Source organism: Bacillus sp. FSL W7-1360 (assembly GCF_038592975.1).
In the GTDB taxonomy this organism is placed as follows: Bacteria; Bacillota; Bacilli; order Bacillales; family Bacillaceae_D; genus Shouchella; species Shouchella lonarensis.
Window position 1 is genome coordinate 364,654 of the sequence record NZ_CP151950.1, and the last position, 26,047, is coordinate 390,700.

General features: G+C 44.9%; 20 protein-coding genes and 1 pseudogene. 17 read left to right on the forward strand and 4 right to left on the reverse strand.

Features of this window, described 5'->3' with window-relative positions; all coding sequences use genetic code 11:
• The first annotated feature begins 44 nt into the window (after positions 1 to 44).
• Together NSQ26_RS01825 and NSQ26_RS01830 are read left to right on the forward strand one after the other, a co-directional pair.
• Entirely contained in the window at positions 45 to 1,244 is a 1,200-nt protein-coding gene (locus tag NSQ26_RS01825) for a pyocin knob domain-containing protein (protein WP_499718943.1), read from the forward strand.
• A 47-nt stretch (positions 1,245 to 1,291) separates the two neighbouring features.
• Positions 1,292 to 2,110, forward strand: a complete 819-nt coding sequence (locus NSQ26_RS01830) for a YncE family protein (RefSeq protein ID WP_499718944.1) — start codon at positions 1,292 to 1,294, stop codon at positions 2,108 to 2,110.
• Positions 2,111 to 2,312: 202 nt separating this feature from the next.
• Here the strand turns inward: NSQ26_RS01830 and NSQ26_RS01835 are convergent.
• Positions 2,313 to 3,455: pseudogene (locus tag NSQ26_RS01835) on the reverse strand (NAD(P)/FAD-dependent oxidoreductase); the annotation flags it as partial.
• A gap of 129 nt (positions 3,456 to 3,584) precedes the next feature.
• Here NSQ26_RS01835 and NSQ26_RS01840 point away from each other — a divergent pair.
• The 7 genes from NSQ26_RS01840 (at position 3,585) to pstB (NSQ26_RS01870) (ending at position 10,513) form a co-directional block, all read left to right on the forward strand.
• Positions 3,585 to 4,307, forward strand: a complete 723-nt coding sequence (locus NSQ26_RS01840) for a gamma-glutamyl-gamma-aminobutyrate hydrolase family protein (RefSeq protein WP_090775752.1) — start codon at positions 3,585 to 3,587, stop codon at positions 4,305 to 4,307.
• Complete coding sequence (locus NSQ26_RS01845) at positions 4,304 to 5,779, forward strand: amidase (RefSeq protein WP_499718945.1); 1,476 nt, start codon at positions 4,304 to 4,306, stop codon at positions 5,777 to 5,779. The genes NSQ26_RS01840 and NSQ26_RS01845 overlap by 4 nt, the downstream gene beginning before the upstream one ends.
• A 298-nt stretch (positions 5,780 to 6,077) precedes the next feature.
• Positions 6,078 to 6,971, forward strand: a complete 894-nt coding sequence (locus NSQ26_RS01850; RefSeq protein ID WP_090775750.1) for a phosphate ABC transporter substrate-binding protein — start codon at positions 6,078 to 6,080, stop codon at positions 6,969 to 6,971.
• A gap of 84 nt (positions 6,972 to 7,055) precedes the next feature.
• Positions 7,056 to 7,991 (forward strand): phosphate ABC transporter permease subunit PstC, encoded by a 936-nt coding sequence (gene pstC, locus NSQ26_RS01855; protein WP_090775749.1) that lies wholly within the window; start codon positions 7,056 to 7,058, stop codon positions 7,989 to 7,991.
• The gene (pstA, locus tag NSQ26_RS01860) at positions 7,988 to 8,875 is read left to right on the forward strand and encodes a phosphate ABC transporter permease PstA (protein WP_499718946.1); all 888 of its coding nucleotides are present in this window, start codon (positions 7,988 to 7,990) and stop codon (positions 8,873 to 8,875) included. The genes pstC and pstA overlap by 4 nt, the downstream gene beginning before the upstream one ends.
• Before the next feature lie 31 nt (positions 8,876 to 8,906).
• Positions 8,907 to 9,701: a phosphate ABC transporter ATP-binding protein PstB gene (gene pstB / locus NSQ26_RS01865; RefSeq protein WP_499719960.1), complete on the forward strand. Its 795-nt coding sequence runs from the start codon at positions 8,907 to 8,909 to the stop codon at positions 9,699 to 9,701.
• Positions 9,702 to 9,712: 11 nt separating this feature from the next.
• Positions 9,713 to 10,513, forward strand: a complete 801-nt coding sequence (gene pstB, locus NSQ26_RS01870) for a phosphate ABC transporter ATP-binding protein PstB (protein WP_499718947.1) — start codon at positions 9,713 to 9,715, stop codon at positions 10,511 to 10,513.
• A gap of 11 nt (positions 10,514 to 10,524) precedes the next feature.
• On the opposite strand, the gene nfsA is transcribed toward pstB (NSQ26_RS01870), so the two are convergent.
• Together nfsA and NSQ26_RS01880 are read right to left on the reverse strand one after the other, a co-directional pair.
• Positions 10,525 to 11,262: an oxygen-insensitive NADPH nitroreductase gene (nfsA, locus tag NSQ26_RS01875; protein ID WP_499718948.1), complete on the reverse strand. Its 738-nt coding sequence runs from the start codon at positions 11,260 to 11,262 to the stop codon at positions 10,525 to 10,527.
• A 29-nt stretch (positions 11,263 to 11,291) separates the two neighbouring features.
• A complete protein-coding gene (locus NSQ26_RS01880; RefSeq protein ID WP_499718949.1) occupies positions 11,292 to 11,660 on the reverse strand; it encodes a hypothetical protein in 369 nt (122 codons plus the stop codon).
• Between the two features lie 595 nt (positions 11,661 to 12,255).
• Between NSQ26_RS01880 and NSQ26_RS01885 the strand changes: the two genes are divergently transcribed.
• From NSQ26_RS01885 to NSQ26_RS01895, 3 genes are all read left to right on the forward strand, one after another.
• Complete coding sequence (locus tag NSQ26_RS01885) at positions 12,256 to 12,990, forward strand: glycerophosphodiester phosphodiesterase (protein ID WP_499718950.1); 735 nt, start codon at positions 12,256 to 12,258, stop codon at positions 12,988 to 12,990.
• A gap of 93 nt (positions 12,991 to 13,083) precedes the next feature.
• Positions 13,084 to 13,482 carry a hypothetical protein gene (locus NSQ26_RS01890; RefSeq protein WP_499718951.1) on the forward strand — a complete coding sequence of 133 codons (399 nt, stop codon included), beginning with the start codon at positions 13,084 to 13,086 and terminating at the stop codon, positions 13,480 to 13,482.
• Between the two features lie 122 nt (positions 13,483 to 13,604).
• Positions 13,605 to 15,350, forward strand: coding sequence for a phospho-sugar mutase (locus NSQ26_RS01895; protein ID WP_499718952.1), 1,746 nt, complete (start codon positions 13,605 to 13,607; stop codon positions 15,348 to 15,350).
• Positions 15,351 to 15,360: 10 nt separating this feature from the next.
• Here NSQ26_RS01895 and NSQ26_RS01900 read toward each other — a convergent pair whose 3' ends face one another.
• A complete protein-coding gene (locus NSQ26_RS01900; protein WP_090775742.1) occupies positions 15,361 to 15,564 on the reverse strand; it encodes a hypothetical protein in 204 nt (67 codons plus the stop codon).
• 133 nt (positions 15,565 to 15,697) lie between these two features.
• On the opposite strand from NSQ26_RS01900, the gene NSQ26_RS01905 reads away from it, so the two are divergent.
• The 5 genes from NSQ26_RS01905 to NSQ26_RS01925 all read left to right on the forward strand — a co-directional run bounded on the left by NSQ26_RS01905 (position 15,698) and on the right by NSQ26_RS01925 (position 26,042).
• Positions 15,698 to 17,101, forward strand: a complete 1,404-nt coding sequence (locus NSQ26_RS01905) for a SpoVR family protein (protein WP_090775741.1) — start codon at positions 15,698 to 15,700, stop codon at positions 17,099 to 17,101.
• Between the two features lie 144 nt (positions 17,102 to 17,245).
• Entirely contained in the window at positions 17,246 to 18,994 is a 1,749-nt protein-coding gene (locus NSQ26_RS01910; protein ID WP_499718953.1) for an ABC transporter ATP-binding protein, read from the forward strand.
• 12 nt (positions 18,995 to 19,006) lie between these two features.
• Positions 19,007 to 20,824 (forward strand): ABC transporter ATP-binding protein, encoded by a 1,818-nt coding sequence (locus NSQ26_RS01915; RefSeq protein WP_499718954.1) that lies wholly within the window; start codon positions 19,007 to 19,009, stop codon positions 20,822 to 20,824.
• Between the two features lie 277 nt (positions 20,825 to 21,101).
• On the forward strand, positions 21,102 to 24,605 hold the full coding sequence (locus tag NSQ26_RS01920) for an alpha-helical endospore appendage domain-containing protein (protein ID WP_499718955.1): 3,504 nt from the start codon (positions 21,102 to 21,104) through the stop codon (positions 24,603 to 24,605).
• A gap of 285 nt (positions 24,606 to 24,890) precedes the next feature.
• The gene (locus NSQ26_RS01925; RefSeq protein WP_499718956.1) at positions 24,891 to 26,042 is read left to right on the forward strand and encodes an acyl-CoA dehydrogenase family protein; all 1,152 of its coding nucleotides are present in this window, start codon (positions 24,891 to 24,893) and stop codon (positions 26,040 to 26,042) included.
• The last annotated feature ends 5 nt before the right edge of the window (positions 26,043 to 26,047 follow it).

Below are 26,047 nucleotides of genomic sequence, written 5' to 3' on the forward strand. Positions count from 1 at the left end.
GTAAAGGCGCAATGGTTTTATTTAAAAGTGAAGGAGTGATACGTATGTCACAGGCAAATATGCCAAATTTTACCCCTAACATTACTTTAGCTCGTGATGATGTTGTCAACTTATTGTTAGCCTCCATTGCAATGGAGGAAATGGGTTTGGCACACGTGATTAATGCGGAAGGGGAAAAAATCCAGTACGCGCTTGGGACATTAAACGGTTTTACAGGACCGCCAGCTACGATACAAGAGATACTACAGATGAATGAAAGTGTGACTTCTATGCTTGATACGATCTTCAAAAAGGAGATCATTCTTGAATCAAAGATGAAAGCAGCGACGTCAATCCCAACTTTAAGAGGACCGACGGGACCGACAGGAGCAACGGGAGAAGATGGAAACATTGTCGCGGTAAATAGTATTGCAGGTGTCGCGGGAAATGTGACGATCACAGCCGGAGATATTCCCGGATCGATTACGAATATTAACGGAGTAACAGCTGCAGAAGATGGAAGTCTGACATTAAATGCAGAAGATGTTGGTGCTTTTCCAATGATGATCTCTTTGCCGTCAAATAGTGATTTAGATATGTTTCAAACATCGGGTGTATACATTTCTGATGGTGAGCAAGGACCACCAACGTATGCTGGGTTCCCGCAACCAGGTATCAATATTTCAGAGAACTGGACATTATACGTGTCAGTTATTATGCCAGCAAACATTGTAGATATAATTGTTTTTCAGTTAGCCATTACAAATCCAGCTATTTATGTACGACGTTCCGACGCAGGTGGCGCAAGTTGGCAACCATGGGTAGAATTTGGTGTACAAGGACCAACAGGAGTGACAGGAGTAACAGGACCAACAGGAGTGACAGGCGCAACCGGAGCGACAGGAGCAACCGGAGCGACAGGAGCAACCGGAGCGACAGGCGCAACGGGAGTGACAGGATCAACAGGAGTGACAGGCGCAACAGGAGTGACAGGCGCAACAGGAGTGACAGGCGCAACAGGAGTGACAGGATCAACAGGAGTGACAGGCGCAACAGGAGTGACAGGAGCAACGGGAGTGACAGGAGCAACGGGAGTGACAGGGCCAACAGGACCGACAGGTGCAGTGGGTCTACGGGGTCCAACGGGACCAGCGGGACAAGTGCCAATTCTCTATATTATAAACAACGCTGTTGGGAATGTGTCTGTCATTAATGGCAATACAACAGAGACAATTACGACTGTAGCTGTCGGGGGACACTCTTAAATGTAGGCGGCACGATAGATAAGATCCGGAATAAAGTATACATTCCAGTGCAAGCTGTAGGGATCGTTGCTGTCATTGACGGATCACTCAATCCGCCACAAGTCGTGGCAACAGTGAGTGCACAGCTGCCAATTCAGCCATTTGGACAAATATCAGTCAATACGACAACAAATATTGTATATACAGCAGGAGGGGGCAGTTATTCAAAAATTGATATGAACACGACACCACCAACCGTTACGAATATTCCACTTGCAAATAATTTGTTAGGGACGGAGATCAACCCTTTAACCAATACGTTGTATGTTCTAAGAAGTGTTGGTGGCGTTGGGACGGTGTTAGTTGTAGATGCAAATACGGATACGTTAGTGACGACGATCACCTTATCGCTAGGTCCCCCGGGAGGGGCTATGATCGATATTTTCCAAAATAAACTATATACAACAATTAATGCATCTGGTGGCGGGGTGAATGTGATTGATGGGGCAACTAATACAATTGTAACTGTTATCCCGACGGCGGGAACCGCAGTGAATGAGAGTGATATTAATCCATTAGCAAATCGATTGTATGTCGGTACATCTTTTTCGGTGACTGGAAACAGGGTGTTTGTAATTGACACGACAACCGATACAGTGATTGAAACGATTACCGTTGGGTCGAATGTTGGTGGTGTTGCACTAAATCCAATTACAGCGATGTTTAGTAATTATCCGTCGAGCTTGTTTTTTGTACCTTCCCAACAAGATGGCGGTTCAGTTGCTGTTATCAACCAATTAACAAATACAATTGTGACAACACTGACAAATGTGGGGGCGCAACCTAGGTGGATTGGCCTGTATCCATTTGGCGTTCAGAACGAATAGCATGAATAGAAGATCATCTTGCATGCAGATGGATTGGCATTGCGCCATTTGAGGCAAATATGAATAGCTAATGATATTGGATATTTAAACGTTTTTAAAAGAGTTACTTCCCCAGATGCCTTTACAAGGGGAGGTAACTCTTTATTTTTGATTATTTAATTGCTATTAATAAGGAATACATTTGGCGCCAATCTTCTAGTCGCTATCCTATAATCGTTTCTACATTATAGTGATTCAAATCAATCGTCACAGGCTCTCCTGCTATAGAAGATGCCAGTATGTGACCAATGTATGGTCCGGTCGTGAGCCCACTCGACCCTAGTCCATTGGCGAGCCATACATGAGGAAATGAAGGGATGGTACCGAATACAGGGAGAAAATGTGGCACGACAGGACGAAAACCGACACGTGCTTCTAACCATGTTGCCTGAGAGAGTCCTGGGGCAGTCTGAAGTGCATGGTCAAACAACGTATGCACTGCACTATCTGTAATACGCGCATCAAAATTTGTCCCATCTTCATGAGTTGTCCCACAAACAATACGTCCTTCATTGAAAGCGAGTAAATATTGATTCCCAGGTGGCATGACAACGGGCCAGTCGTTTGTATCATCTTTGACTTGTAAATGAATCATTTGTCCTTTTTGTTCACGGACGTGTAATTTAATGCCTAGAGGTGTTAAAAGTGACGTGGCCCAGGCACCAGCAGTGACGACAATTTCATCGGTTGATACATAGTCTTCATTAATAAACAAGCCCACTTTTTCACCACGTGTCTGTAAGGAAGCTGTTTTTTCTACATATGTAGCACCATGTTGCGTAGCGGCTTGTTGCATTGCGCGTGTCAGTGCGCGACCGTCCACACGTGCGCCACCGGCGACATGGAGTGCGACGAAGTGATCCGCAAGAGGTGGAAAAAGTGCGCGTGCGCTGCAATGATCGAGGATGTCAAGTTCACCGATTTCAGGTGCTTCTATGCGTTTTTGTAATGCTCTTTGTAAGGTGGCTTCTACTTGTTTTTCATCTGGATGTAGCCATAAAGCTCCGACCTGCTTATAGCCTGTTTCCTCTTGACCATCGCATGTTAATTGGTCAATGAGCGTTGGATAATAAGCAGCCCCGCGACGCACGAGGGCATACCATGCTTTGTTACGCCGTTTGGTGAGCCACGGACAAACGATACCGGCCGCAGCATCAGTGGCTTTGCCACGGTGATTGGCATCGATGAGTGTGACATCGTATCCTTTTTTCGCTAAATGATAGGCAGTGGAACTACCGACAATTCCCCCACCGATAATGGCAATATGTTTCATAGACGTTGAACTCCCTTCATGTAAAAGCGTAGCGGAAGTGTAATAGGAATGTCAAATGAGGCATTACAAGGTGTCTGCACTTCTAACCTCCAGAACACATATGCTAAACTAAAGAAGTAGGCGCACTTGACTTCTTATTTTGAGGAGAAGGAGTGACGTAAGATGTTATGCATAGGGATTTCTTCCTCTGTTCAAGATCATACGCATGTGCTTACAGCATTCGATAATGTAAACGCTGTAAATATGGAAAGGACGTTGCCGTTTGTATTACCTAATGTTGAAAGTAAAAAGGCATATCGTTACGTTGAACAATTAGATGGCGTCTTGCTGACAGGTGGAGGTGATATTGACCCTAGTTTATTTGGCGAAGATCCTCATCCGTCATTAGGGGAAATTACGCCAGTCCGTGACCTATTTGAGGTTGCCGTTGTGCAAGCGTGTTTGGAGCAAAAGAAGCCGTTACTGGCCATTTGTCGGGGAGCACAAATTTTGGCAATTGCTGCGGGGGGAGATATGTATCAAGATTTACCGGTGCAGTTTGAAGGGACGTTAATCCAACATGCACAAAGAGCACCTCGTAGTCATCGTAGTCATTTAATCCACATTAAAAAAGGTTCTCTTTTAGCAGACATTGCTCAGAGCACACATGAAAAAGTAAACAGCTTTCATCATCAAGCCGTGCGTCGTGTTCCGTCCAACTTTCGGGCGGTCGCATGGAGTCGCGACGGTGTGATTGAAGCCATTGAACATAAAAAGTCGCCGTTTATGATTGGTGTTCAGTGGCACCCAGAAAACTTACTTGCAACCAATGATACGTTTTCCAAGCGATTGTTCGATGCCTTCATACAAGCTTGTGAACAAAGAAAGGAAGTGGATGGTAGATGAATGTTGCAGAATATAAACAAAAAGATGGTGTCGCTTTAGCGAATTTAATTAGGAAGAAGGAAGTAAAAGCAGAAGAATTGGTGCAAACAGCCTTGTTGTGCATGAAGGAAAATAAACATTTAAATGCATGTGTATACCATCGTCATGAAGAAGCAATACAGGAAGTCGCGAAGGTAGAAACAACATCTCTCTTTGCTGGTGTTCCCTTCTTGTTAAAAAATTCTTCTCAGGCACTATCGGGCGCACCACTCACTTCAGGGTCAGCATTATTTAAAGACCATCGCTCTATGCAGACAAGTCATTATACTAAGCGCCTGCAAGATGCAGGTTTACTTATGTTAGGCTATACGAATGCACCAGAATTTGGACTAAAAAATATTACGGAACCAAGGTTATATGGAGCCACGCGTAATCCACATGATCCGTCTCGTTCTCCAGGTGGTTCAAGTGGAGGTGCAGCTGCCGCTGTGGCAAGTGGCATTGTACCATTTGCCGGTGCGAGTGATGGGGGAGGTTCCATTCGTATCCCTGCCGCATTCACGGGGTTGGTCGGCTTGAAGCCGACACGCGGACGGACGCCGGTTGGTCCTGGCGTCGGTAGGCAGTGGCAAGGAGCAGCAATTGATTTTGTCATTTCTAGAAGTGTGCGCGATAGTGCGCGTGCGCTTGATGTGCTTCAGATTGTCCAGCCTGAAGCGGCTTTCCAAACTCCGCTGTACGAGCGTGGATACGAAGCAACATTAAGAGACGCGCCGAAAAAGCTGCGCATTGCGTATACGCTTGCGTCTCCTGTACATACGCCGGTAAGTGAAGATGCAAAAGCAGCCGTTCGCAAGTGTGTACGTTGGTTGGCATCACTTGGTCATGAGGTTGAAGAGGTACAACCATCTATTGATGGCGTTGCCCTCATTCAACATTATTATTTAATGAATGCTGGTGAAATGGCGAGCTTGCGCGATCGATTAGAGCAGGCGTTTGGACGAGCACTATTGTCACACGAGCTCGAAACAGAGTCTTGGTTGCTATCGCAGTGTGGAAAGAATGTGACTGCATCTGCCTACGCTCAAAGTTTGCTCGCTTGGGACGAAGCGGCCGCAGTGATGAGTGATTTTCATCGCACATACGACCTGTATATCACACCAACTGTCGCTCATGTTGCACCAAAAATCGGAGAGCTCACACCAACTGTTGCGCAAGAAGCTTTTTGGAAAGAGCGGGTGAATGAACTTCGAGTGGACGAACAGCTTCATTTAATTTATGAACTGTTTTTACCGGGATTGACGTATACGCCGTTTACGCAACTGGCCAATTTAACTGGACAACCAGCAATCTCATTGCCACTTTATAAAACAGAAGAAGGTTTACCGCTCGGTGTGCAATTTATGGCGCAAAAAGGCAAGGACGAGTTATTGCTGCAAATAGCGCGAATGTTTGAGGAAAGCGCGTTGTGGTGTATGGGTGTGGAGGAGTAGTGGGAAGAAATGGGTGATGGATGATTGCGAAGCCAGTGAAGTGCGATGAGATGAGACAGGCATCATTTGTATCTTTCTATAGGAAATGATGCCGCCTCCATTACTGTATCGTGTAAGAGATATGTGTTACCTAAGCAAAAGACTAATAGATGATCACGATCATGCTCTCCATCAGGAGGGCATTTTTTCATGCTTCCTCTTTACAAAAACTTAACATGTCCATCAAACCTTCTTCATACAACCACCCTATACTTAGGTTTGTAAGTTCGATAATCGATTTCTAGGGGGAAATGAACAGATGAAGAAAATCGGTGCAATTGCCGCAGCATCTTTGTTTTTGTTAGCTGCATGTGGATCTAGTAGTGATGTAAGTCAGTCAAATACAGAAGGTGAAAAGAGCGAGGCAAGCGTCTCAGGTTCCATTCTTGTTGCTGGTTCTAGCGCAATGCAACCGCTCGTTGCTGCTGCTGCGGAAGAATTTGAAGCAGAGAACAAAGATGCGAGTGTGTCTGTTCAAGCCGGTGGATCGGGGCAAGGGTTGTTATCTGTGTCAAATGGTCAATCAGACATTGGGAACTCAGATGTTTTTGCTGAAGAAAAAGACGAAATTGATGCAGGGGCATTGGTCAATCATCCAATTGCTGTTGTCGGAATGGGACCAGCTGCTCACCCTGAGGTAGGGATTGAGAACTTATCGAAGCAACAATTAATAGATATATTTACTGGGAAAGTTACGAACTGGTCTGAAGTAGGTGGCGCAGATGTTGATGTGACAATTGTCAATCGTCCTGACTCATCAGGTACGCGCGATACATTTGTAAACTATGCACTAGACGGGGCAACGCCAGTTGAAGGGATTACGGAAGAATCTTCAAATGCTGTACGGCAAATCATTAGCGAAACTGCAGGTGCAATTGGTTATCTTGCGTTTTCTTACTACGATGGTTCAGTAACACCTTTACAAGTAGATGACGTTGAACAAACCGATGAAAATGTTACTTCAGGTAAATATCCAATTTGGGCATACATGCACTCATACACAAAAGGTGAGCCTGAAGGGTTAACAAAGGATTTTATTGATTACATGTTAGCAGATACGGTACAACAGGAAATTATTCCAGAGCTTGGCTATATTCCAGTAGCTGATATGAAAGTGAAGCGGGATGCTGAAGGGAACCAATCGGATATATAATTCCAGAGGTCAGCTCAGAAGTCTGGTGGGACGAACATCGTTTGCCAGACTTCTGATGATAGGCTGGAATAGGGGGAAAAGCATGTGAACACGGAATTATCGGTTTCAGACCGTTTATGTAAAGGGAAAAGTAGCCGCGCGACAAAGTCAGAGCAACGCGGTCGCCTACTCGTGTATAGCTGTGCGGCGTTAATTATTTTAACAACAATATCATTGACATTATTTCTCGTTATACAAGGTTTACAAATGTTTGTAAAAAACGGCGTCAATCCGTTGACGTTCCTTACGAGCTTGGATTGGCAGCCAACACGCTCAGCCGCAGACGGTGGGCCAATGTACGGAGCACTGCCGTTTATAGTTGGTTCTTTTGCCGTGACGATACTCGCAGCGTGCATTGCTGCACCACTTGGGATCGGCGCAGCGATTTATATGACTGAGATTGCACCACGTTGGGGACAGAAGGTATTACAGCCAGTCATCGAATTGCTTGTTGGGATCCCGTCTGTTGTTTACGGGTTTCTTGGGCTCAGCTTGCTTGTGCCATTTTTGCGGGAACATGTGGGCGGCCAAGGTTTTGGGTTATTGGCAGGAATGATTGTGCTATCGCTCATGATTTTGCCGACAGTGACGAGCATTGCCGTTGATGCACTGCGAGCCATTCCTGGTAGCTTGCGTGAGTCGTCGCTTGCCCTCGGTGCGACGCGCTGGCAAACGATTCGTCGGGTCATTGTCCCGGCTGCTGCACCCATGTTAATGACGGCGGTTGTATTAGGGATGGCACGGGCTTTCGGTGAAGCATTAGCAGTTCAAATGGTCATCGGCAATGCTCGGACGATTGCGACATCGCTTATGGATCCAACAGCGACATTAACGACAATTATTACATTAAATATGGGTCATACTGTTCCAGGGAGTGCAGAAAATAACGCATTATGGTCACTCGCACTTATTTTACTCCTCATGTCATACGTATTTATTTTACTCGTTCGGTATTTATCGTCAAGGAGGAAATTCTCGTGAATAGAAAACTGACAGATCGCGCGGCGACGGGGGCGTTTACTGTTGTTGCCATGCTCATTGTCATCATCCTCTCAAGCTTAATTAGTTATATTTTATATCGTGGATTTTCGCATATGAGTTGGGACTTTTTGACGAGTGCGCCAAGTGCTGCAAGAGCAGGAGGGGGTATTGGGCCACCGTTGTTTAACTCTTTTTATATGTTGATCTTAACCATGTTATTTACGGTCCCGCTTGGTTTGGGCGGTGGCATTTATATGACACAGTATGCGAAGCGAGGACGGTTTACAAATTTCATTCGGACGTGTATTGAAGTGCTTGCATCTTTGCCGTCCATTGTTGTTGGTTTGTTTGGTTTACTTGTATTCGTCCAGTTGACAGGTTGGAGTTACTCGATTTTAGGTGGCGCGCTTGCTCTCACGATTTTTAATTTACCAGTGATGGTACGGGTTGTGGAAGATGCGTTAAGAAGTGTGCCGCAAGCACAAACTGATGCAAGTTTAGCACTTGGTGTAACAAAGTGGGATACAATTCGAACAGTCTTATTACCGGCGGCATTTCCGGGGATTTTGACTGGGGTCATTTTGTCATCGGGGCGTGTGTTTGGTGAAGCTGCCGCATTGTTATTTACATCGGGTGTGACGACACCTCGGTTAGACTGGCTTAACTTGAATCCTTTTTCTGAGTCGTCACCGCTAAACATTTTCCGACCGGCAGAGACGTTGTCTGTTCATATATGGAAAATCAACACGCAAGGGCTTGTACCAGATGTAAAGGAAATTGCAGACGGGGCAGCACTCGTACTCATTGTTGCGGTATTGCTATTCAATGTATTGGCTCGTTTGTTAGGTGCGTTCGTGCACCGGAAAATGACGGCATCAAAATAAAGGGGTGTGTAGATGTATGGCCATTGCGGTTATGCCAAGAGTTGAGGAAGAATTACAACCGGCTGTGAAACAACAAGAAGTATTGCTTCATGCGTGTGACTTAAATGTGTATTACGGTCAACAACACGCTGTGCAAGATGTGTCACTGACAGTAAACAAACATGAAGTGTTGGCACTAATTGGGCCATCAGGATGTGGGAAATCAACGTTTTTACGAACGATGAACCGCATGAATGATGGGATTGAAGGAGCACGTGTGACCGGTCAAATTTTGTATGAAGGTTTAAATGTTTTAGGAGAAAACATTCATGTTACTGCTTTACGTAAAGAGATTGGCATGGTATTTCAAAAGCCGTATCCTTTTCCAAAATCAATTTATGAAAATCTTGTCCATGGACTGCGGTATCATCAAGTGAAAAAGAGTGAATGGGATGAAACGATTGAAGATGCGCTAACAAAGGCAGCGCTGTGGGATGAAGTGAAAGATCGGTTACATGAATCGGCACTTGCGCTTTCCGGAGGGCAACAACAACGTCTTTGTATTGCCCGTGCTTTAGTGTTAAAGCCGAGAGTGCTACTGTTGGATGAACCGGCATCGGCGCTTGATCCGATCGCAACGGCAAAAATTGAAGCGCTCATGCTTGAATTAAAAAAGGAACATACCGTCGTTGTTGTCACTCATAATATGCAACAAGCTGCCCGGGTATCTGATCGTACCGCGTTCTTCTACCAAGGAAAATTAATTGAAGTAGGCAATACGAAACAAATGTTTCATCAACCAGGTGAGAAACAAACAGCAGACTATATTGCGGGTCGATTTGGTTAAGGAGGGAAATGATGATGCAAGCAGTGGCATTTAAACCGAAACAAGCAACAAAACAGGCTACAGTTGTTTACGATGTGCAAGATTTAAATTTATGGTATGGAAAAACGCATGCCTTAAAAAATGTGACGCTGCAGCTGAAAGAAAAGCAAGTGACGGCAATTATTGGTCCCTCTGGCTGTGGCAAATCGACGTTTTTAAAAACATTAAACTTGATGACACGTATGGAGCCGTCAATTCGCCTTGCAGGAGATATTTACTACCGGGGGGCACAGCTCCTTTCAAGTAAAATGGATATGACAACACTATGTAAAGATGTCGGAATGGTATTTCAAAAGCCAAACCCATTTCCAAAATCAATTTTTGAAAATGTCGCTTATGGACCACGTATTCACGGTGTGCGAAAAAAAGGTGTGCTTACAGAAATTGTGGAAGAAAGTTTACGAGATGCGTTTTTGTGGGATGAAGTGAAGGATCGCCTGCATGCGCCAGCACTTGGCCTATCTGGCGGGCAACAACAACGCCTTTGTATCGCCCGCGCATTAGCGACAAAACCGGAAGTGTTGTTGTTAGATGAACCAACGAGTGCGCTTGATCCGTTATCCACGCGCAAGATTGAGGAGTTAATTTTAGCATTAAAACAAAAGTACACGATCATTATTGTGACGCATAATATGCAACAAGCGCGACGAATCTCCGATGAGACAGCATTTTTTTACATGGGCGAGCTTGTGGAGAGCGGGCCGACGTTAAAATTATTTACGACGCCAGCCCAGAAGCGCACAGAAGACTATGTTTCTGGTCAATTTGGGTAAGTGACTGAGCGCTATTCAGTTAAAAACCCTTGTTTTTGCAAGAAACCTTTAAGGTGGGGACGCTTGTTCTTTTCTGTATATTGAGCCATGCGCGCAGTCCAGTTCCTCGTGTCTGCGCCTTTTGTGCGTGCCTCATAGTAACTAGAAATGGTCTTGTCATAGATTTCCAATGCATGGGGCTGATGTTGGTAATGTTCTTCGTGAACAGTCACATTTTGCGGCAGGCGCGGTTTTTGTGCAGGATCGCGGGCAGGATAGCCAAGTGCAAGTCCCATCACCGGGAAAACATACTTTGGCAGTTGTAGACGTGTGGCGATTTTTTCTGGTTCATTGCGAATACCGCCAATCATGACACCGCCAAGACCGAGCGATTGTGCGGCAAGCAACATATTTTGTGCAACGAGGCTGGCGTCTACCGTCGCAACGAGGAGCTGTTCAATGCCACCAACTGTAAAAGGGGCATCGTGTTGTTCACTTGCCTGTGCGTGACGAGAAAAGTCGCCACAGATCACGAAGAAAATAGGGCACGATGCTACCCATGGCTGTCCACCGGTCCACTCAGCGAAATCTTTTTTCGTATCCGCATTTTTAATAGTAACAATAGAATAGGCTTGTACATGATGAGAAGTCGACGCCCAACGTGCGGCGGTCGTAATCGTGTCAATGATTTCATCTGTAATGGGTTTATCTGTAAATGAACGAATCGAGCGATGGTTAGACATTGTCTGTAAGACATCATTTGTAAGCAAGTAATCACCTTCTTTTAAAAAATTTGTTGTTAGCGTCCATATACACCCATGATCATCACAATTATTGCGGTGAGAAAAAATAGTGTTACATGAACCATTCCTTGGTGGTTATGCTGTTTCTTTAAGCAACGGCGCCCTTTTTCAAAGAAAATGAGCATAGAAAGCGCGACAATTGCTTTCAGTGTAAAAAACAAATCAAATTGATAAGCATATAAGAGCATGAAGCCAGTGATGACGAGTAATAGCTGTGTTGCATACACAAACCATGTTAAGACAAACCGACCTTTACGCCAATGGCGCCATGTATAGATAAGGAGCAGGAGCGCAGCAAGAAAAAACAGCGGCCATACTGCTTGATGGAAAGCGGCGATGATTCGAAAGACTTGAGCGGGAATCATGCAAATCCCCTTTCTGTTATGTACTAGTTAGCTTGATTATAGCATAGAAGGGAAGATGAATCAGGTGAAATGCAGTCTGAAATTGAAGTGGAGAGCTTGATTTAAAGACGCAGGAGATTTACAGAAGAGATCATATGGGAAACGAGTTTGAAATGTTGTCACACTGTAAGCTGTAAGTTATACTAGTGTCATAGCAAGTAAGCGCACTCAAAAAGGTGGTCGGCACTCCTTTTTAAGAAAGGGGGTGTTGCACGTGACAGAGCTCCAATCGTGGGTCCTCATCGCAATTGCGTTTGGAACACTCGTTGTTGCTGTCGTAAACGTGTCTAAGCAAGACTAAACCCACCATTTTTGAGTTAGCAGCTCATGGTGGGCGTAAAAAACTCACATCGGCTGACCCCTTTTAAGGGACGCTTCTTGCTATGACCGTAGGTGCAACGCACTTGCGGTCTTTTTAGTGTATGTTTCTCTTCACTTTATTATACACTGTGTACGTTTGTTCAGTCAATAAAGGATAAGGGACTTTTCACTTGCAAAAGTCGTCTATTTTCGTCATGATTAGGACAATAATAATGGTTAAAGGGGTACAGAACATATGACAACAATGATTTATGCACATCGTGGTGCTTCAGGTACATATCCAGAAAACACGATGAGCGCGTTTCAGGCAGCGGTATTAGCAAAAGCAGACGGGATTGAGTTTGATATACAATTGACAAAAGATGGTGTGCCCGTCGTCATTCATGATGAGACGATTGACCGGACGACAGATGGACGCGGAGCCATCTCAGACTATACGGCAGCGGAACTGGCACGTTTCAATGCGGCGGCTCGTTATCCACAGTTAGCACGAGAGCGGATCCCGACGTTCGTAGAGGTGTTAGCGTGGGCAGCGACATACCCATCGTTGTTGCTCAACATCGAATTAAAGGCATATGGTGAAGATCGCAGTCGTGTGGTGGCGGCAGTAAGTCAGGTGTTGCAAGAGACAAAGGGAAGCAATGAAATTGTTGTTTCATCGTTTGACCATATTGTGCTTGCACATATGAAAGAGGCTCATCCGGAATTGGAGATTGCGGTATTGACAATGGGACCACTCTTTCAACCAGAGAAATATATAGAAAATCTCGGTGCTACTGGCTATCATTTATGGTCTCCTTTTGTCACCGAGCCAGTTACCCAAGACGTGCAAAGTGCTGGGGTTGCGTTGCGCTCATTTACAGTGAACGATGAGCGACAACTACGCGATTTTCTCTCGTGGGGGTGCACGATCTTTACAGATTTTCCAGAAAGAGCTGTGAAGATTCGTAGTGAGTTACGATTGTCATAGTTTACAGGCGCTTATTGTTGGACAGACTGGGTTGTAAAACGTAGCGGGGTCTTGTATAAGGGAGATACCTCTACATGAAAAAGGAGATTTTTCATGCAACCAGCTGTGCAAAAAAGTTTAAATGTGTCGTTGGTGCTTTTATGTTTTACATTGTTATTGTATATGAAGTATACGCTTGTATTTGCGAGTACCGAAAGAGACTGGGTTGTAACGGTTGTTGACCAACCGATTCAAGTGAATCATACTGTCCATCTCCAAGTTTTTGTAACCGACGAGATGTATGAAGGTGTTACGAATGCGACAGTTAAAGGTTATTTTTCGCACGAAGCAGGAGATGTGTCTGTCATCTTCCATCATGTCGAATCAGGTCTTTATGAAGCGGAAGCATTGTTTCGGGCTGAAGGTGACTGGATGGGAGAAATTTTTGTGTCAACATGGCCACATGAAGAGGTGCAACCAGCATTATTATCAGTAGAAGCAGGTGGCCTGTAGTGACGATCTTTTAAGCTAGTCAAAAAGGTCTCTCATGTGTAAAATGAAGTCGTATAGATAAAAAAGGATATTGTATATATTCCTTTTTTCTTTTGAATTGAAATGGGAGAGTGGTTTGCAATATGGACACTAAGGAAAGAATTGAACGATGGCATACATATCCGCAATTAGAGGATGATGTAAGGCGCGCATTGGACGCATTGTTGGCAGATGAACAGGCACTTGAAGATTGTTTTTATCAAGACTTGGCGTTTGGGACTGGTGGTATGCGGGGGGAAATTGGACCAGGACCAAATCGGATGAATACTTATACGGTCCGTAGGGCGGCAGAAGGGCTCGCGCGATTTATTGAAAAGCGTGGAAAAGAAGCGAAAGCGCGTGGTGTCGCTATTGCTTTTGACTCACGTCATAAATCAGCGCAGTTTGCGCGTGAAGCCGCGCGTACATTAGGGGCGCACGGAATTAAAACATATGTATTTACAGAGCTTCATACAACACCGCAGCTTTCTTTTTCTGTCCGCCATTTGCAGGCACAAGCAGGTATTGTCATCACTGCATCGCATAATCCTCCTGAGTACAATGGCTTTAAAGTATATGGTGAAGATGGTGGGCAATTTCCACCTGCGCTTGCTGATGAGCTTGTTGCTTGTGTAGGAGAGATTGAAGACGAACTAGCAATTGCGGTTGAAGATATTGAAACACTGCACAAAAAAGGTTTATACGAGTCAATAGGGGAAGTGGTTGACGATGCGTACCATACTGCCTTGCAGACCATTTTATTGCAGCCGGAGATGGATCAACAGTTTGGCCAAGACATTTCAATCGTGTTCACACCATTACATGGTACAGCGACAGCACCAGTGACACGGGCATTTGCTGAGAGTGGTTTTAAAAATGTGACTGTTGTAAGCGAGCAAGCGCTACCGGATCCTGAATTTTCGACTGTGACTTCACCAAACCCTGAAGAGTCAGCGGCATTTGAAATGGCGATTGATTATGGAAAGAGACATGGTGCAGACATATTAATCGCAACAGATCCTGACGCCGACCGGGTTGGGCTGGCAGTGAAAAATGAGACCGGGGATTATGTGCTTTTAACTGGAAATCAAACTGGGGCATTAATGATTGACTATTTGTTACAACAACAGCAAGAACAAGGGATACTCCCTGAAAACGGTGTTATCCTAAAAACAATTGTCACTTCAGAAATTGGTCGGGCGATTGCCACTGCATATGGACTTGCTGCGGTAGATACTTTAACTGGTTTTAAATTTATTGGTGAAAAGATGGGCGAATACGAGCGCTCGGATGAACACACATATTTATTTGGTTATGAAGAGAGTTATGGTTATTTAATTGGCGATTTTGTTCGTGACAAAGATGCCGTACAAGCGTGTTTATTTGCAGCAGAGATGGCGCTACACTATAAGCGCGAAGGGAAAACGCTGTTTGAAGCACTCCAGTCGGTGTTTGCACGTTATGGTTACTATAAGGAAGATTTACAGTCATTAACATTAAAAGGGAAAGAAGGCGCGGAGAAGATTGCCCACATCCTAACAAGTCTACGGGCGAACCCACCGAAGGAAATAGATGGACTTGAAATTGTCCGCGTTGAAGACTACGAAAGTCGTATCGCGACGATGCTTGCGACAGAGGAAAAAGCGCCACTTTCATTACCGCAATCAAATGTATTAAAATATATTTTGGCAGATGAATCGTGGTTTTGTGTTCGCCCGTCAGGGACAGAGCCGAAAGTGAAATTTTACTTTGGTGTCGTTGCAAATAGCGAAGAAAATAGCTTTGCGAAGTTGAAGCAGTTGAAACGAGCTGTACTTGCCTATATGCAAGCATATATTGATAAAAAATAGAAAGAAGGCGCTAATCTAGGCGCCTTCTTTCGTCTGTTTGTTCGATGCGAGCAAGTTTCGCTTCTAATTGTTCTATTCGTTCGTATAATTCCGCATTTTCAAGTCCTGCATTGTCCTGCATTTCTAATCGTTTACGTTTGTACGCATAATCAGTCATAATGGCAGTAATAGGAATGAGCAAAGCAGCTAATGGAATGAGGATCCATGCACTCATCATTGATCGCCTCCGAATCTATTCATCTTTCCCCATTATAACAAGCACGTCTCAAAAAGGCGAGCAGTTTTCCTCATGGAAAGGGTCGTTTGTTCATACGTATAGAAAGATGAAGGAAAAGGGGTGAAGTGTATTGGCAGCACAGTCAAAAGAGTTGCGGCAGGCGATTGGGGAAATTACCGAGATCGCCCGCGGTTTTGGACTTGACTTTTATGAAATGCGCTATGAAGTATGTCCGTCCGACATCATTTATACGTTTGGAGCATACGGGATGCCGACGCGCTATAGCCATTGGTCATTTGGAAAACAATATCACAAAATGAAATTGGAATATGATTTAGGGTTAAGTAAAATTTATGAGCTTGTCATCAACTCGGACCCGTGTTATGCATTTTTATTAGACAGCAATTCACTTATTCAAAACAAACTCATTGTGGCACATGTGCTTGGACACTGTGATTTCTTCAAGAACAATATCCGATTCGCGCATACCCGTCGAGATATGGTTGAAAGTATGAGTGCAACAGCAGAGCGGATTGCCCATTATGAACATGTCCATGGAAAAGCAGAGGTAGAAGATTTTCTTGATGCGGTACTTGCCATTCAAGAACATATTGATCCGTTGTTGCTTGATGTTGCCCATAAAGAGCATCCCGAGCTGGATCAGGATAAGAAAGGTGCATATAAAAAGACACCTTATGATGATTTATGGCGACTGGAGGTGCAAGACGAAGAGGACAAAGTGTCTGTAAAAAAACAATTTCCCGCTCAGCCTGAAAAAGACCTGTTGTTGTTTATAGAACAACATAGTCGTGAACTTACGCCATGGCAACGAGATATATTAACAATGATGCGTGAAGAAATGCTCTATTTTTGGCCACAATTAGAAACGAAGATTATGAACGAAGGTTGGGCATCTTATTGGCATGCCCGAATTTTACGAGAACTTGATTTGACAAGTGACGAATCAATTGAATTTGCGAAGTTGAACGCAAGCGTTGTGCAACCTTCAAAAACATCCATTAATCCTTACTACTTAGGAGTGAAGATTTTTGAAGACATTGAAGCACGGTTTGATGATCCTACAGATGAAATGAAGAAACAAGGGGTTCAGCCGGGGACTGGACGAGAGAAAATCTTTGAAGTTCGAGAGATAGAATCAGATACATCTTTTATTCGTAATTATTTAACGAAAGAACTCGTTAAACAGGAGGATTTGTATTTGTTTCAAAAGCAAGGGATTGACTATAAAATTGTTGATAAAAGTTGGGAAGAAGTACGTGATGAACTGACGAAATCACGTGTCAATGGTGGGTTTCCTTATTTGGTCGTGACAGATGGTGACCATTTACGAAATGGAGAGTTGTATATTCAACATCGATACGAAGGCACTGAGTTAGATGTTAGCTATTTGGAAAAAGTACTCCCATATATTTACCAATTATGGGGTCGGTCCGTACATCTTGAGACATATGTCAATGAAAAACAAGTCATCTTTGTTTATGATGGCGAAAAAACAAGCCGCAAATACACATAAAAAGGGGCTGTCAAGGCCCTTTTTTAAGTTCTAAATAAGCAAAATGATTGACGATGGCAGTTGTTCACAGTAAAATGGTTCATACGCTTCAAAAAATATTTCGATCATCTAAATATTAACGATCATGCGAGGTGACAGAGACAAGTGGAGATATTTAAACGTCTAGCAAAATTTTACATGCCTTACAAAAAGTATTTTGTTTATTCACTGTTGGCGCTTTTTTTTGTAACGGCCATTACTGTCGTGTATCCAGTTATATTGCAAATTGCTATTGATGAAGGCATTGTCGGTGGCAACGCCAACCTCATTCCTTATTTAGCAATTGGTTTAATTTTGATCATGGCAGTGAAAGGGCTCGCTACGTATATTCACCAATATTTTGGCGATCTCTTTGGTATTCAGACGGTATATGGGTTGAGAAAGTCATTGTATGAAAAATTACAGTTTTTACCTTTCAGTTACTATGATCGTGCCAAAACGGGTGATTTAATGTCGCGCTTAACGGCAGATGTTGAAGCGTTTCGTTTTTTCCTTTCTTTCGGTTTTGCCCAGTTTGTCCATTTTATTTTAATTGTTAGCTTCACACTCGCAGTAATGTTTTATTATTCAGTGCCACTCACCTTGGCGACGATGGTGACGTTGCCATTCTTGGCTGTTGCTGTATACAAGTTTGATCAGCGTGTGCATCCTAGTTTTCGTAAAGTAAGGAAATCACTTGCTGGGCTAAATTCAAAGGTGCAAGAAAACGTGAGTGGGATACAGACAGTGAAGGCGTTGTCGCAAGAGGAAAAAGAAAAGACTCGTTTTCATAGTCAAAATGATGATTACCGTGAGAAAAATATAGAGATTGCCAATGTGTGGGGAAAATACTTCCCACTTATGGAATTTATGGGGAATGTTTCGGCGGTCATTTTGTTAGGATTTGGTGGCTATCTAGCTGTCCAACAACAGTTAACGCCTGGAGAGCTCACCGCTTTCTTTAGCCTCATTTGGTTCATGATTGGTCCCATCATGCATTTAGGTTTCATTATTAACATGTTCTCACAATCAAAAGCTTCTGGAGAACGGTTGCTCGAAATATTTTCAGAAAAGGAACGACCGATTGGTGCGCTAGAGACAAAGAAGGCAGAAAAGTTACGAGGCGAGGTAACATTTAAACAAGTAGATTTGCGTTATGATGGTTCTTCAAACGACGCTTTGTCAGCGCTTGATTTCCATGTTCCTCAAGGTAAAACCATCGGTTTAATCGGTTCTACTGGTGCCGGGAAATCGTCTATTGTTCAATTGTTGATGCGTTTCTATGAGCGAACAGGTGGAGAGATTTTGATTGATGGTAAACCGCTAGAATCATATCACGTCAATATATTACGGCAAAATATTGGCATTGTGATGCAGCAAACATTCTTGTTCTCTTCAACAATTCGTGACAACTTAGCATATGGGCGTCCAGATGCGACAGAAAATGACATTGTCACTGCAGCGAAACGTGCCGATGCCCATGCGTTTATTTCCGAGCTTCCGGACGGTTACGATACGGTATTAGGAGAAAAAGGGCTTGGGTTATCTGGTGGTCAAAAGCAACGAATCGCCATTGCCCGGGCAATGATCATGAACCCAAGCATTCTAATATTGGATGATGCAACAAGTGCAGTTGACATGAAAACAGAGGTCAAGATTCAGCATGCACTGCATGACATGATGAAAGGGCGCACGACTTTTGTCATTGCGCATCGGATTTCGTCTGTCAAACATTGTGATGAAATCCTTGTTTTAGAAGAAGGCAATGTACAAGAGAGAGGAACACATGAAACGCTATTAGCGCAACCGGGGATGTATCGTCGCATTTATCATATGCAGAACGAGCATCAAGCAGATGAAAAAATGAGCGTGTAGAGGGGTGTCAAGATGGAAAAAACAATAAAAAGCAAGAGTCGTTTTCATTATCCAGTCGAGCAAGTCATTGAAAAACCATTTAATTGGAAACAACTTCTTCGATTGCTTGCGTTTGTGAAGCCGTATGCAAAAACGTTGTTACCAATCACGATTGTGATGATGTTACTTGCGACAGCCGTTCGGTTAGCAATCCCAATTTTTATTGGTGTATTTGCGATCGGACAAGTCGAAAAAGGGCTTGCAAACGGACAAGACATGGTATTTTATGCGGGAATTGTGCTCGGTCTCTATTTGCTAAATATGGTTGCTAATATGCTCCGAATCCGGTGGATGAACCGTCTTGGGCAATATGTAATCTTTGACATTCGGAAAAAATTATTTGATCACATTCAGCATTTGTCGCACCGTTTCTTTGATCAGCGTTCTGCTGGTTCGATTCTCGTTCGTGTTATTAATGATATCAACTCGTTGCAAGATTTATTTACAAATGGTGTCGTCAATTTATTGATGGATATCGTCATGCTCATTGGGATCGTCGTCATTTTATTTACGCTGAGTCCACAATTGGCACTTGTAATTCTCATTATTTTGCCGATCATGTTCTTCATCTCTACGAAACTAAGAAGGAAAATCCGTCGCGCGTGGCAAACGGTACGCATTCGACAATCACGTCTTAACTCGCATTTAAATGAGAGCATTCAAGGCATTCGAGTGACACAGGCTTATGCACAAGAGCAAGAAAACATGGCTTTTTTTGATGACGTGAATACACAAACATATAAGAGTTGGCAACATGCCACAAAGATGAATGCGTTATTTCGTCCCTTTGTAGAAATGGCGAGTGCACTTGGTGGTGCGATTTTAATTTGGTATGGGGCGTATTTGATTCAAAGTGATACAAACCCATTGACGCTTGGTGTATTTGTCTCATTTGCCTTTTATATTGGGATGTTTTGGGAGCCGATCTCTCGTTTAGGACAAGTATATAATCAGTTATTAGTCGGAATGGCTTCAAGCGAGCGCATCTTCGAATTTTTAGATGAAAAGCCAAATGTGGAGGACAAGCAAGACGCGAAGCGCTTAACAAATGTCGAAGGAGAAGTTGTTTTCCGTGATGTGACATTTGCGTATGATGCGCGTCGTCCAGCATTAAAGGGAATTAATCTGACATTCGCTGCGGGGAAGACAACAGCACTTGTTGGGCACACCGGCTCAGGGAAATCAACCATTGTCAATTTGATGAGCCGATTCTATGATCCAACTAGTGGAACAATTTTACTCGATGGAACCGATTTGAAAGAGATTCGTCTAGCTGATGTACGTGCGAGCGTGAGTTATGTGTTGCAAGATACATTTATTTTTGCGGGCACAATTATGGATAACATTCGCTTCGGACGTCCAGATGCAACGGAAGAAGACATTATCGCAGCAGCAAAAGCGGTCGGGGCGGATGATTTTATTAGGAAACTAGCAGATGGTTATCATACAGAAGTAGAGGAACAAGGGAGCGTGCTCTCTGTTGGAGAAAGACAGTTGCTTTCGTTTGCCCGCGCGCTTTTAGCGAATCCGCATATTTTAATTTTAGATGAAGCAACAGCAAATATTGATACGGAGACAGAATTAAAAATCCAGGCAGGTTTAAAAACATTGTTAGCAGGCAGGACAGCGATAATGATTGCGCACCGCCTGTCAACCATTCGCGAAGCAGACCATATTATTGTGCTAGAGAATGGACAAGTGATAGAAGAAGGTACGCACCAACAATTACGAGAGAAAAAAGGCATGTATGATGGGTTTATTCGTTCGCAGTATGATGCGTTGCAGACGTAACGGTTTTGGAATATGATAGAAAATTGTTATAAGAGGACATTGGCGGCATCACCAGTGTCCTCTTTGTAGTGATATATGACAGGTTACAAACGACTATTTTTGTCACTTTTCGATTTTATTTTGCATATAGTGCGTTATGGAAGAATATCTTTTAAAATACTATTTCAACTTTTGTACCTGTGTTTGCATGCATTTTTATTTTATATCCATAAAATCTTTCATGTTACATCGTTCTTCTTTTGTTCTAAGAATGAATATGTGAGTAGAGGTGATGTGCATGTGTTATGAAAATATACCTAATTTTACACCGAATTTGAATTTTGATCGTGATGATGCCATTAATTTGTTGTTGGCTTCTATCGCGATGGAAGAGATAGGGTTGGCACATGTTATTAATGCAGAGGGAGAAAAGATACAATATGCTTTAGGATTAAATGGTGCGACTGGTCCACCAGCAACGATACAAGAATTATTGCAGGTCAATGAGAGTGTTACAGAAATGTTGGAAGCGGTCTCGGAACAAGAAAGATTACTAGTGATGAAATTAAAAGCAGCTACAAACATGCCTACGATGATCGGTCCAACAGGCCCAACAGGTCCAACTGGAGCAGCTGGAAGTGTTGCAAGTGTTAATGGACTTTTCCCTGATGGAGCTGGTAATGTCGAGATTACGATCGGCGATATTCCTGGTGGTATTGAAAATATTAACGGGATTACAGCTGCTGCAGATGGGTCACTTACGTTGAATGCAGAAGATGTCGGTGCTTTTCCAATGGCAATGACGATCCCATCAAATGAAAATCTAGATACTTTTCAAACTTCAGGGATATATGTTTCTGATGGAAACCAAGGTGATCCTACTTATTTCAACTTTCCGCAATTAGGAATAAACATTTCAGAGAATTGGACATTGTATGTATCAGTTGTCACACCAGGAAATCCGGATTTTATTGTATTTCAATTGGTTATTACCAACCCAGCAATTTATGTACGGCGCTCAGATGCCGGTGGTATATCTTGGCAGCCGTGGACTGAGTTTGGTGTTCAAGGACCAACAGGAACGACAGGACCACCAGGAGTAACGGGAGCAACAGGAGCAACAGGAGCGACGGGAACGATTGGAGCCACAGGAGTAACAGGAGTAACGGGAGCGACGGGAGCAACCGGAGTGACGGGAGTAACGGGAGCGACGGGAGCGACAGGAACGACAGGAGCAACGGGAACGACAGGAGCGACAGGAGTAACGGGAGCGACAGGAGTAACGGGAGCCACAGGAACGACAGGAGCAACGGGAACGACAGGAGCGACAGGAGTAACGGGAGCGACAGGAGCGACAGGAGTAACGGGAGCGACAGGAGTAACGGGAGCCACAGGAACGACAGGAGCAACGGGAACGACAGGAGCGACAGGAGTAACGGGAGCGACGGGAGCGACGGGAGTAACGGGAGCCACAGGAACGACGGGAGTAACAGGAGCGACGGGAGTAACAGGAGTGACGGGAGCGACAGGAGTAACGGGAGCAACCGGAGCGACAGGAACGACTGGAGCCACAGGAGTAACAGGAGTAACGGGAGCGACAGGAGCGACAGGAGTAACGGGAGCGACGGGAGCGACGGGAGTAACGGGAGCCACAGGAGCGACAGGAGCGACAGGAGTAACGGGAGCCACAGGAGCGACGGGAGCGACGGGAGCGACGGGAGTAACAGGAGTGACGGGAGCGACAGGAGCGACAGGAGCAACGGGAGCGACAGGAGTAACGGGAGCCACAGGAGCGACGGGAGCGACGGGAGCGACGGGAGTAACAGGAGTGACGGGAGCGACAGGAGCGACAGGAGCAACGGGAGCGACAGGAGTAACAGGACAGACAGGAGTAACAGGAGTAACGGGAGCGACAGGAACGACTGGAGCCACAGGAGTAACAGGAGTAACGGGAGCGACAGGAGCGACAGGAGTAACGGGAGCCACAGGAGCGACGGGAGCGACGGGAGTAACGGGAGCCACAGGAGCGACAGGAGCGACAGGAGTAACGGGAGCCACAGGAGCGACGGGAGCGACAGGAGTAACAGGACAGACAGGAGTAACGGGAGCGACAGGAGCGACAGGAGCGACAGGAGTAACAGGAGTAACAGGACAGACAGGAGTAACAGGAGTAACGGGAGCAACCGGAGTGACGGGAGCGACAGGAGCAACGGGAGCGACGGGAGCGACAGGAACGACGGGAGTAACAGGAGCGACGGGAGTAACAGGAGTGACGGGAGCGACAGGAGTAACGGGAGCAACCGGAGCGACAGGAACGACTGGAGCCACAGGAGTAACAGGAGTAACGGGAGCGACAGGAGCGACAGGAGTAACGGGAGCGACGGGAGTAACGGGAGCCACAGGAGTGACAGGAGCGACAGGAGTAACGGGAGCGACAGGAGCGCCAGGGGCGACGGGAGTAACAGGAGCCACAGGAGTAACAGGAGCAACGGGAGCTACAGGAGCGACTGGCGCAACGGGAGCTACAGGAGCGACTGGCGCAACGGGAGCTACAGGAGCGACAGGAGCAACGGGAGCTACAGGAGCTACAGGAGCTACAGGGGCTACAGGAGCTACAGGCGTGACTGGACCAACGGGCGTGACAGGAGCTACCGGTGTTACAGGTGTCACGGGTGTTACAGGAGCCACAGGAGCCACGGGCGTCACAGGAGCCACGGGCGTGACAGGAGCGACAGGAGCGACTGGCGCTACGGGTGCAACGGGTGTAACAGGCGCGACTGGAGCAACAGGCGTTACAGGAGCTACCGGCGCTACGGGTGCGACTGGAGTGACAGGACCAACCGGAGCACCAGCTGGTACAACACCAATTGTTTATGTAGCAAACGGTACAACTAATGTCTCTGTTATTAATGGAGAAACCAATGAAAATATTGTTACCATACCGGTGCCTGCCGGTAATATACGAGAAGAAGGCGTTGTCGATGTGACACGTAATAGGATTTATATTCCTATTGATCCGAATATTATTGTTGAGATTGATGGAGAGACCAATACAGTTGCTCGGCAGATTACCGCAATAGATGGTCCTGCAGCGAGTTTATCTATTAATACGGCTAGAAACCACCTTTATGTGCCACCTGGAGCAGCAGGTAATTTTGTATCAATTGTCGATTTAACAATGGATCCACCAGTAGTGACGACAGTGGCGACTGGGACGTCTCCTCAAGGAACGACGTTTCATCCACTAACCAATCAATTGTATGTCTCGAACTCCGCTGCATCTCCCGGTACAGTTACTGTGATTGAGACAATTAATTATACGGTTGTGGCAACCGTGACAGTAGGTACCAATCCAGAGAGCATGAAAGTTGATCCACAATATAATAGAATTTTTGTTGTAAATAGGGCTGGGGGGAATGTCTCGGTAATTGATGGGGCAACTCACAATGTCATTGCAACGATTACCGTTCTTGCTAATGCCATTGCTAGTGCAATCAATCCATTAACGAGCCGTTTTTATGTCTCTAACTTCAACAATTCTAATGTCTCTATTATTGACACGTCTCAAAACACGCTTGTAGGTACAATTACGACTGGAACGAACCCGAGTGGCCCCGGACTGAATCCATTTACAACAATGTTACTCAACTTCCCCGCTAGTATCCTTTATATCCCAGATCGTCAGGGTGGGGGAAGAGTGAGTGTTGTTGATCAAACATCGCATAATATTATGGTCACACTCAGTAATGTCGGAAGCAATCCGGTCTGGGTAGGTGTATATCCATTTGGAAGAGAATCATAGTTACTGCAAGAAAGTAAGTTGAGCACTTTAAGTGTTAGAAGGTGACCTCTTCAAGATCGGAGGTCACCTTTTTTACGAGAGAATTGCTTACAGAGCGAATAAGTGGAAAGGTTAGAATGTGAGTTAATTGAACAGGAAATGACTGTGAGATGGTAGTTATAAACGACAAAAAACGACAATTCCAACTCATTTGACTTTATTCATCAGATGCGCTAAGATTTTGTTAACGCTTTCATGAATTTCACTGAGCGCTCGCTCGGATTAGATGAAAAAGGGGTTTTTTCTTTGAATGTGACGTTAACGAAAGATCAAGAGATGATTCGTGATATGGTCAGACAGTTTGCAAAAAAAGAATTGGCACCAAAAGCGAGACAGCGTGATGAACAATCATTATTTGCCGAACAAGCATTTAAAAAAATGGGTGAATTAGGGCTTTTAGGACTTCCTTTCCCAGAAAGATATGGTGGATCAGGTGGAGATACGGTGTCGTATGCGATTGCTGTTGAGGAGATTGGCTATGCGTGTGGCGGGACAGGTTTAAGCTATGCGGCGGCCGTATCGCTTGGGGCAAGCCCGATTTATTATTACGGGACAGAGGAACAGAAACAAAAATACCTCACTCCGCTTGCAAGCGGAAAAACGCTTGGGGCATTTGGTTTAACGGAGCCAAATGCAGGATCGGATGCAGGAGGCACACAGACAAAAGCTGTTGCCGATGGACCTGATTATGTCATTAATGGTGAAAAATGTTGGATTACGAATGCAAGCTACGCGGATACCGTCATTGTGACCGCCGTGACAGGCGAGCGGGAAGATGGGAAGAAGCAAATTTCTGCTTTTATTGTCCCGACAGATGCTGCCGGATTTTCGATTCGGGCTGATTATGACAAAATGGGCGTGCGCGCGTCTAATACGTGTGAACTTGTATTAGAGGACGTGCGGATCCCGAAAGAAAATGTATTAGGCGATCCAGAAAAGGGGTTTAGTCAATTTTTATATACACTTGACGGCGGCCGGATTTCTATCGCTGCACTTGCAGTTGGCATTGCCCAAGCGGCATTTGACCGGGCACTTGCTTATGCGCAAGAACGAAAGCAATTTGGAAAAGTGATTGGTGCTTTCCAAGCAATCCAATTTAAGTTAGCCGATATGGCGATGGAAATTGATTTGGCCCGGACGATGGTGCATAAGGCGGCGAGCTTAAAAGATGCCGGTCAACCGTTTGGCAAAGAGTCGGCATATGCAAAGTTGTTTGCTTCAGAAACAGCCACACGTGTTTGTAATCAAGCATTACAAATTCATGGTGGTTATGGCTATATGAAGGAATATGAAGTGGAACGGATGCTCCGTGATGCGAAATTGCTGGAAATCGGTGAAGGAACGTCGGAAATTCAACGACTCGTCATTGCCCGTCATTTAGGATTACCACGGACGTAGCAAAG

What these genes read in the sequence shown, in the direction of transcription:
- NSQ26_RS01900 (WP_090775742.1), bottom strand. Translation starts at nt 15,564, where the DNA reads ATGAGTGCATGGATCCTCATTCCATTAGCTGCTTTGCTCATTCCTATT.
- NSQ26_RS01890 (WP_499718951.1), top strand. Translation starts at nt 13,084, where the DNA reads ATGCAACCAGCTGTGCAAAAAAGTTTAAATGTGTCGTTGGTGCTTTTA.
- pstB (WP_499719960.1), top strand. Translation starts at nt 8,907, where the DNA reads ATGCCAAGAGTTGAGGAAGAATTACAACCGGCTGTGAAACAACAAGAA.
- NSQ26_RS01895 (WP_499718952.1), top strand. Translation starts at nt 13,605, where the DNA reads ATGGACACTAAGGAAAGAATTGAACGATGGCATACATATCCGCAATTA.
- NSQ26_RS01920 (WP_499718955.1), top strand. Translation starts at nt 21,102, where the DNA reads ATGTGTTATGAAAATATACCTAATTTTACACCGAATTTGAATTTTGAT.
- NSQ26_RS01845 (WP_499718945.1), top strand. Translation starts at nt 4,304, where the DNA reads ATGAATGTTGCAGAATATAAACAAAAAGATGGTGTCGCTTTAGCGAAT.
- NSQ26_RS01850 (WP_090775750.1), top strand. Translation starts at nt 6,078, where the DNA reads ATGAAGAAAATCGGTGCAATTGCCGCAGCATCTTTGTTTTTGTTAGCT.
- NSQ26_RS01880 (WP_499718949.1), bottom strand. Translation starts at nt 11,660, where the DNA reads ATGATTCCCGCTCAAGTCTTTCGAATCATCGCCGCTTTCCATCAAGCA.
- NSQ26_RS01825 (WP_499718943.1), top strand. Translation starts at nt 45, where the DNA reads ATGTCACAGGCAAATATGCCAAATTTTACCCCTAACATTACTTTAGCT.
- pstB (WP_499718947.1), top strand. Translation starts at nt 9,713, where the DNA reads ATGATGCAAGCAGTGGCATTTAAACCGAAACAAGCAACAAAACAGGCT.
- NSQ26_RS01840 (WP_090775752.1), top strand. Translation starts at nt 3,585, where the DNA reads ATGTTATGCATAGGGATTTCTTCCTCTGTTCAAGATCATACGCATGTG.
- NSQ26_RS01915 (WP_499718954.1), top strand. Translation starts at nt 19,007, where the DNA reads ATGGAAAAAACAATAAAAAGCAAGAGTCGTTTTCATTATCCAGTCGAG.
- NSQ26_RS01885 (WP_499718950.1), top strand. Translation starts at nt 12,256, where the DNA reads ATGACAACAATGATTTATGCACATCGTGGTGCTTCAGGTACATATCCA.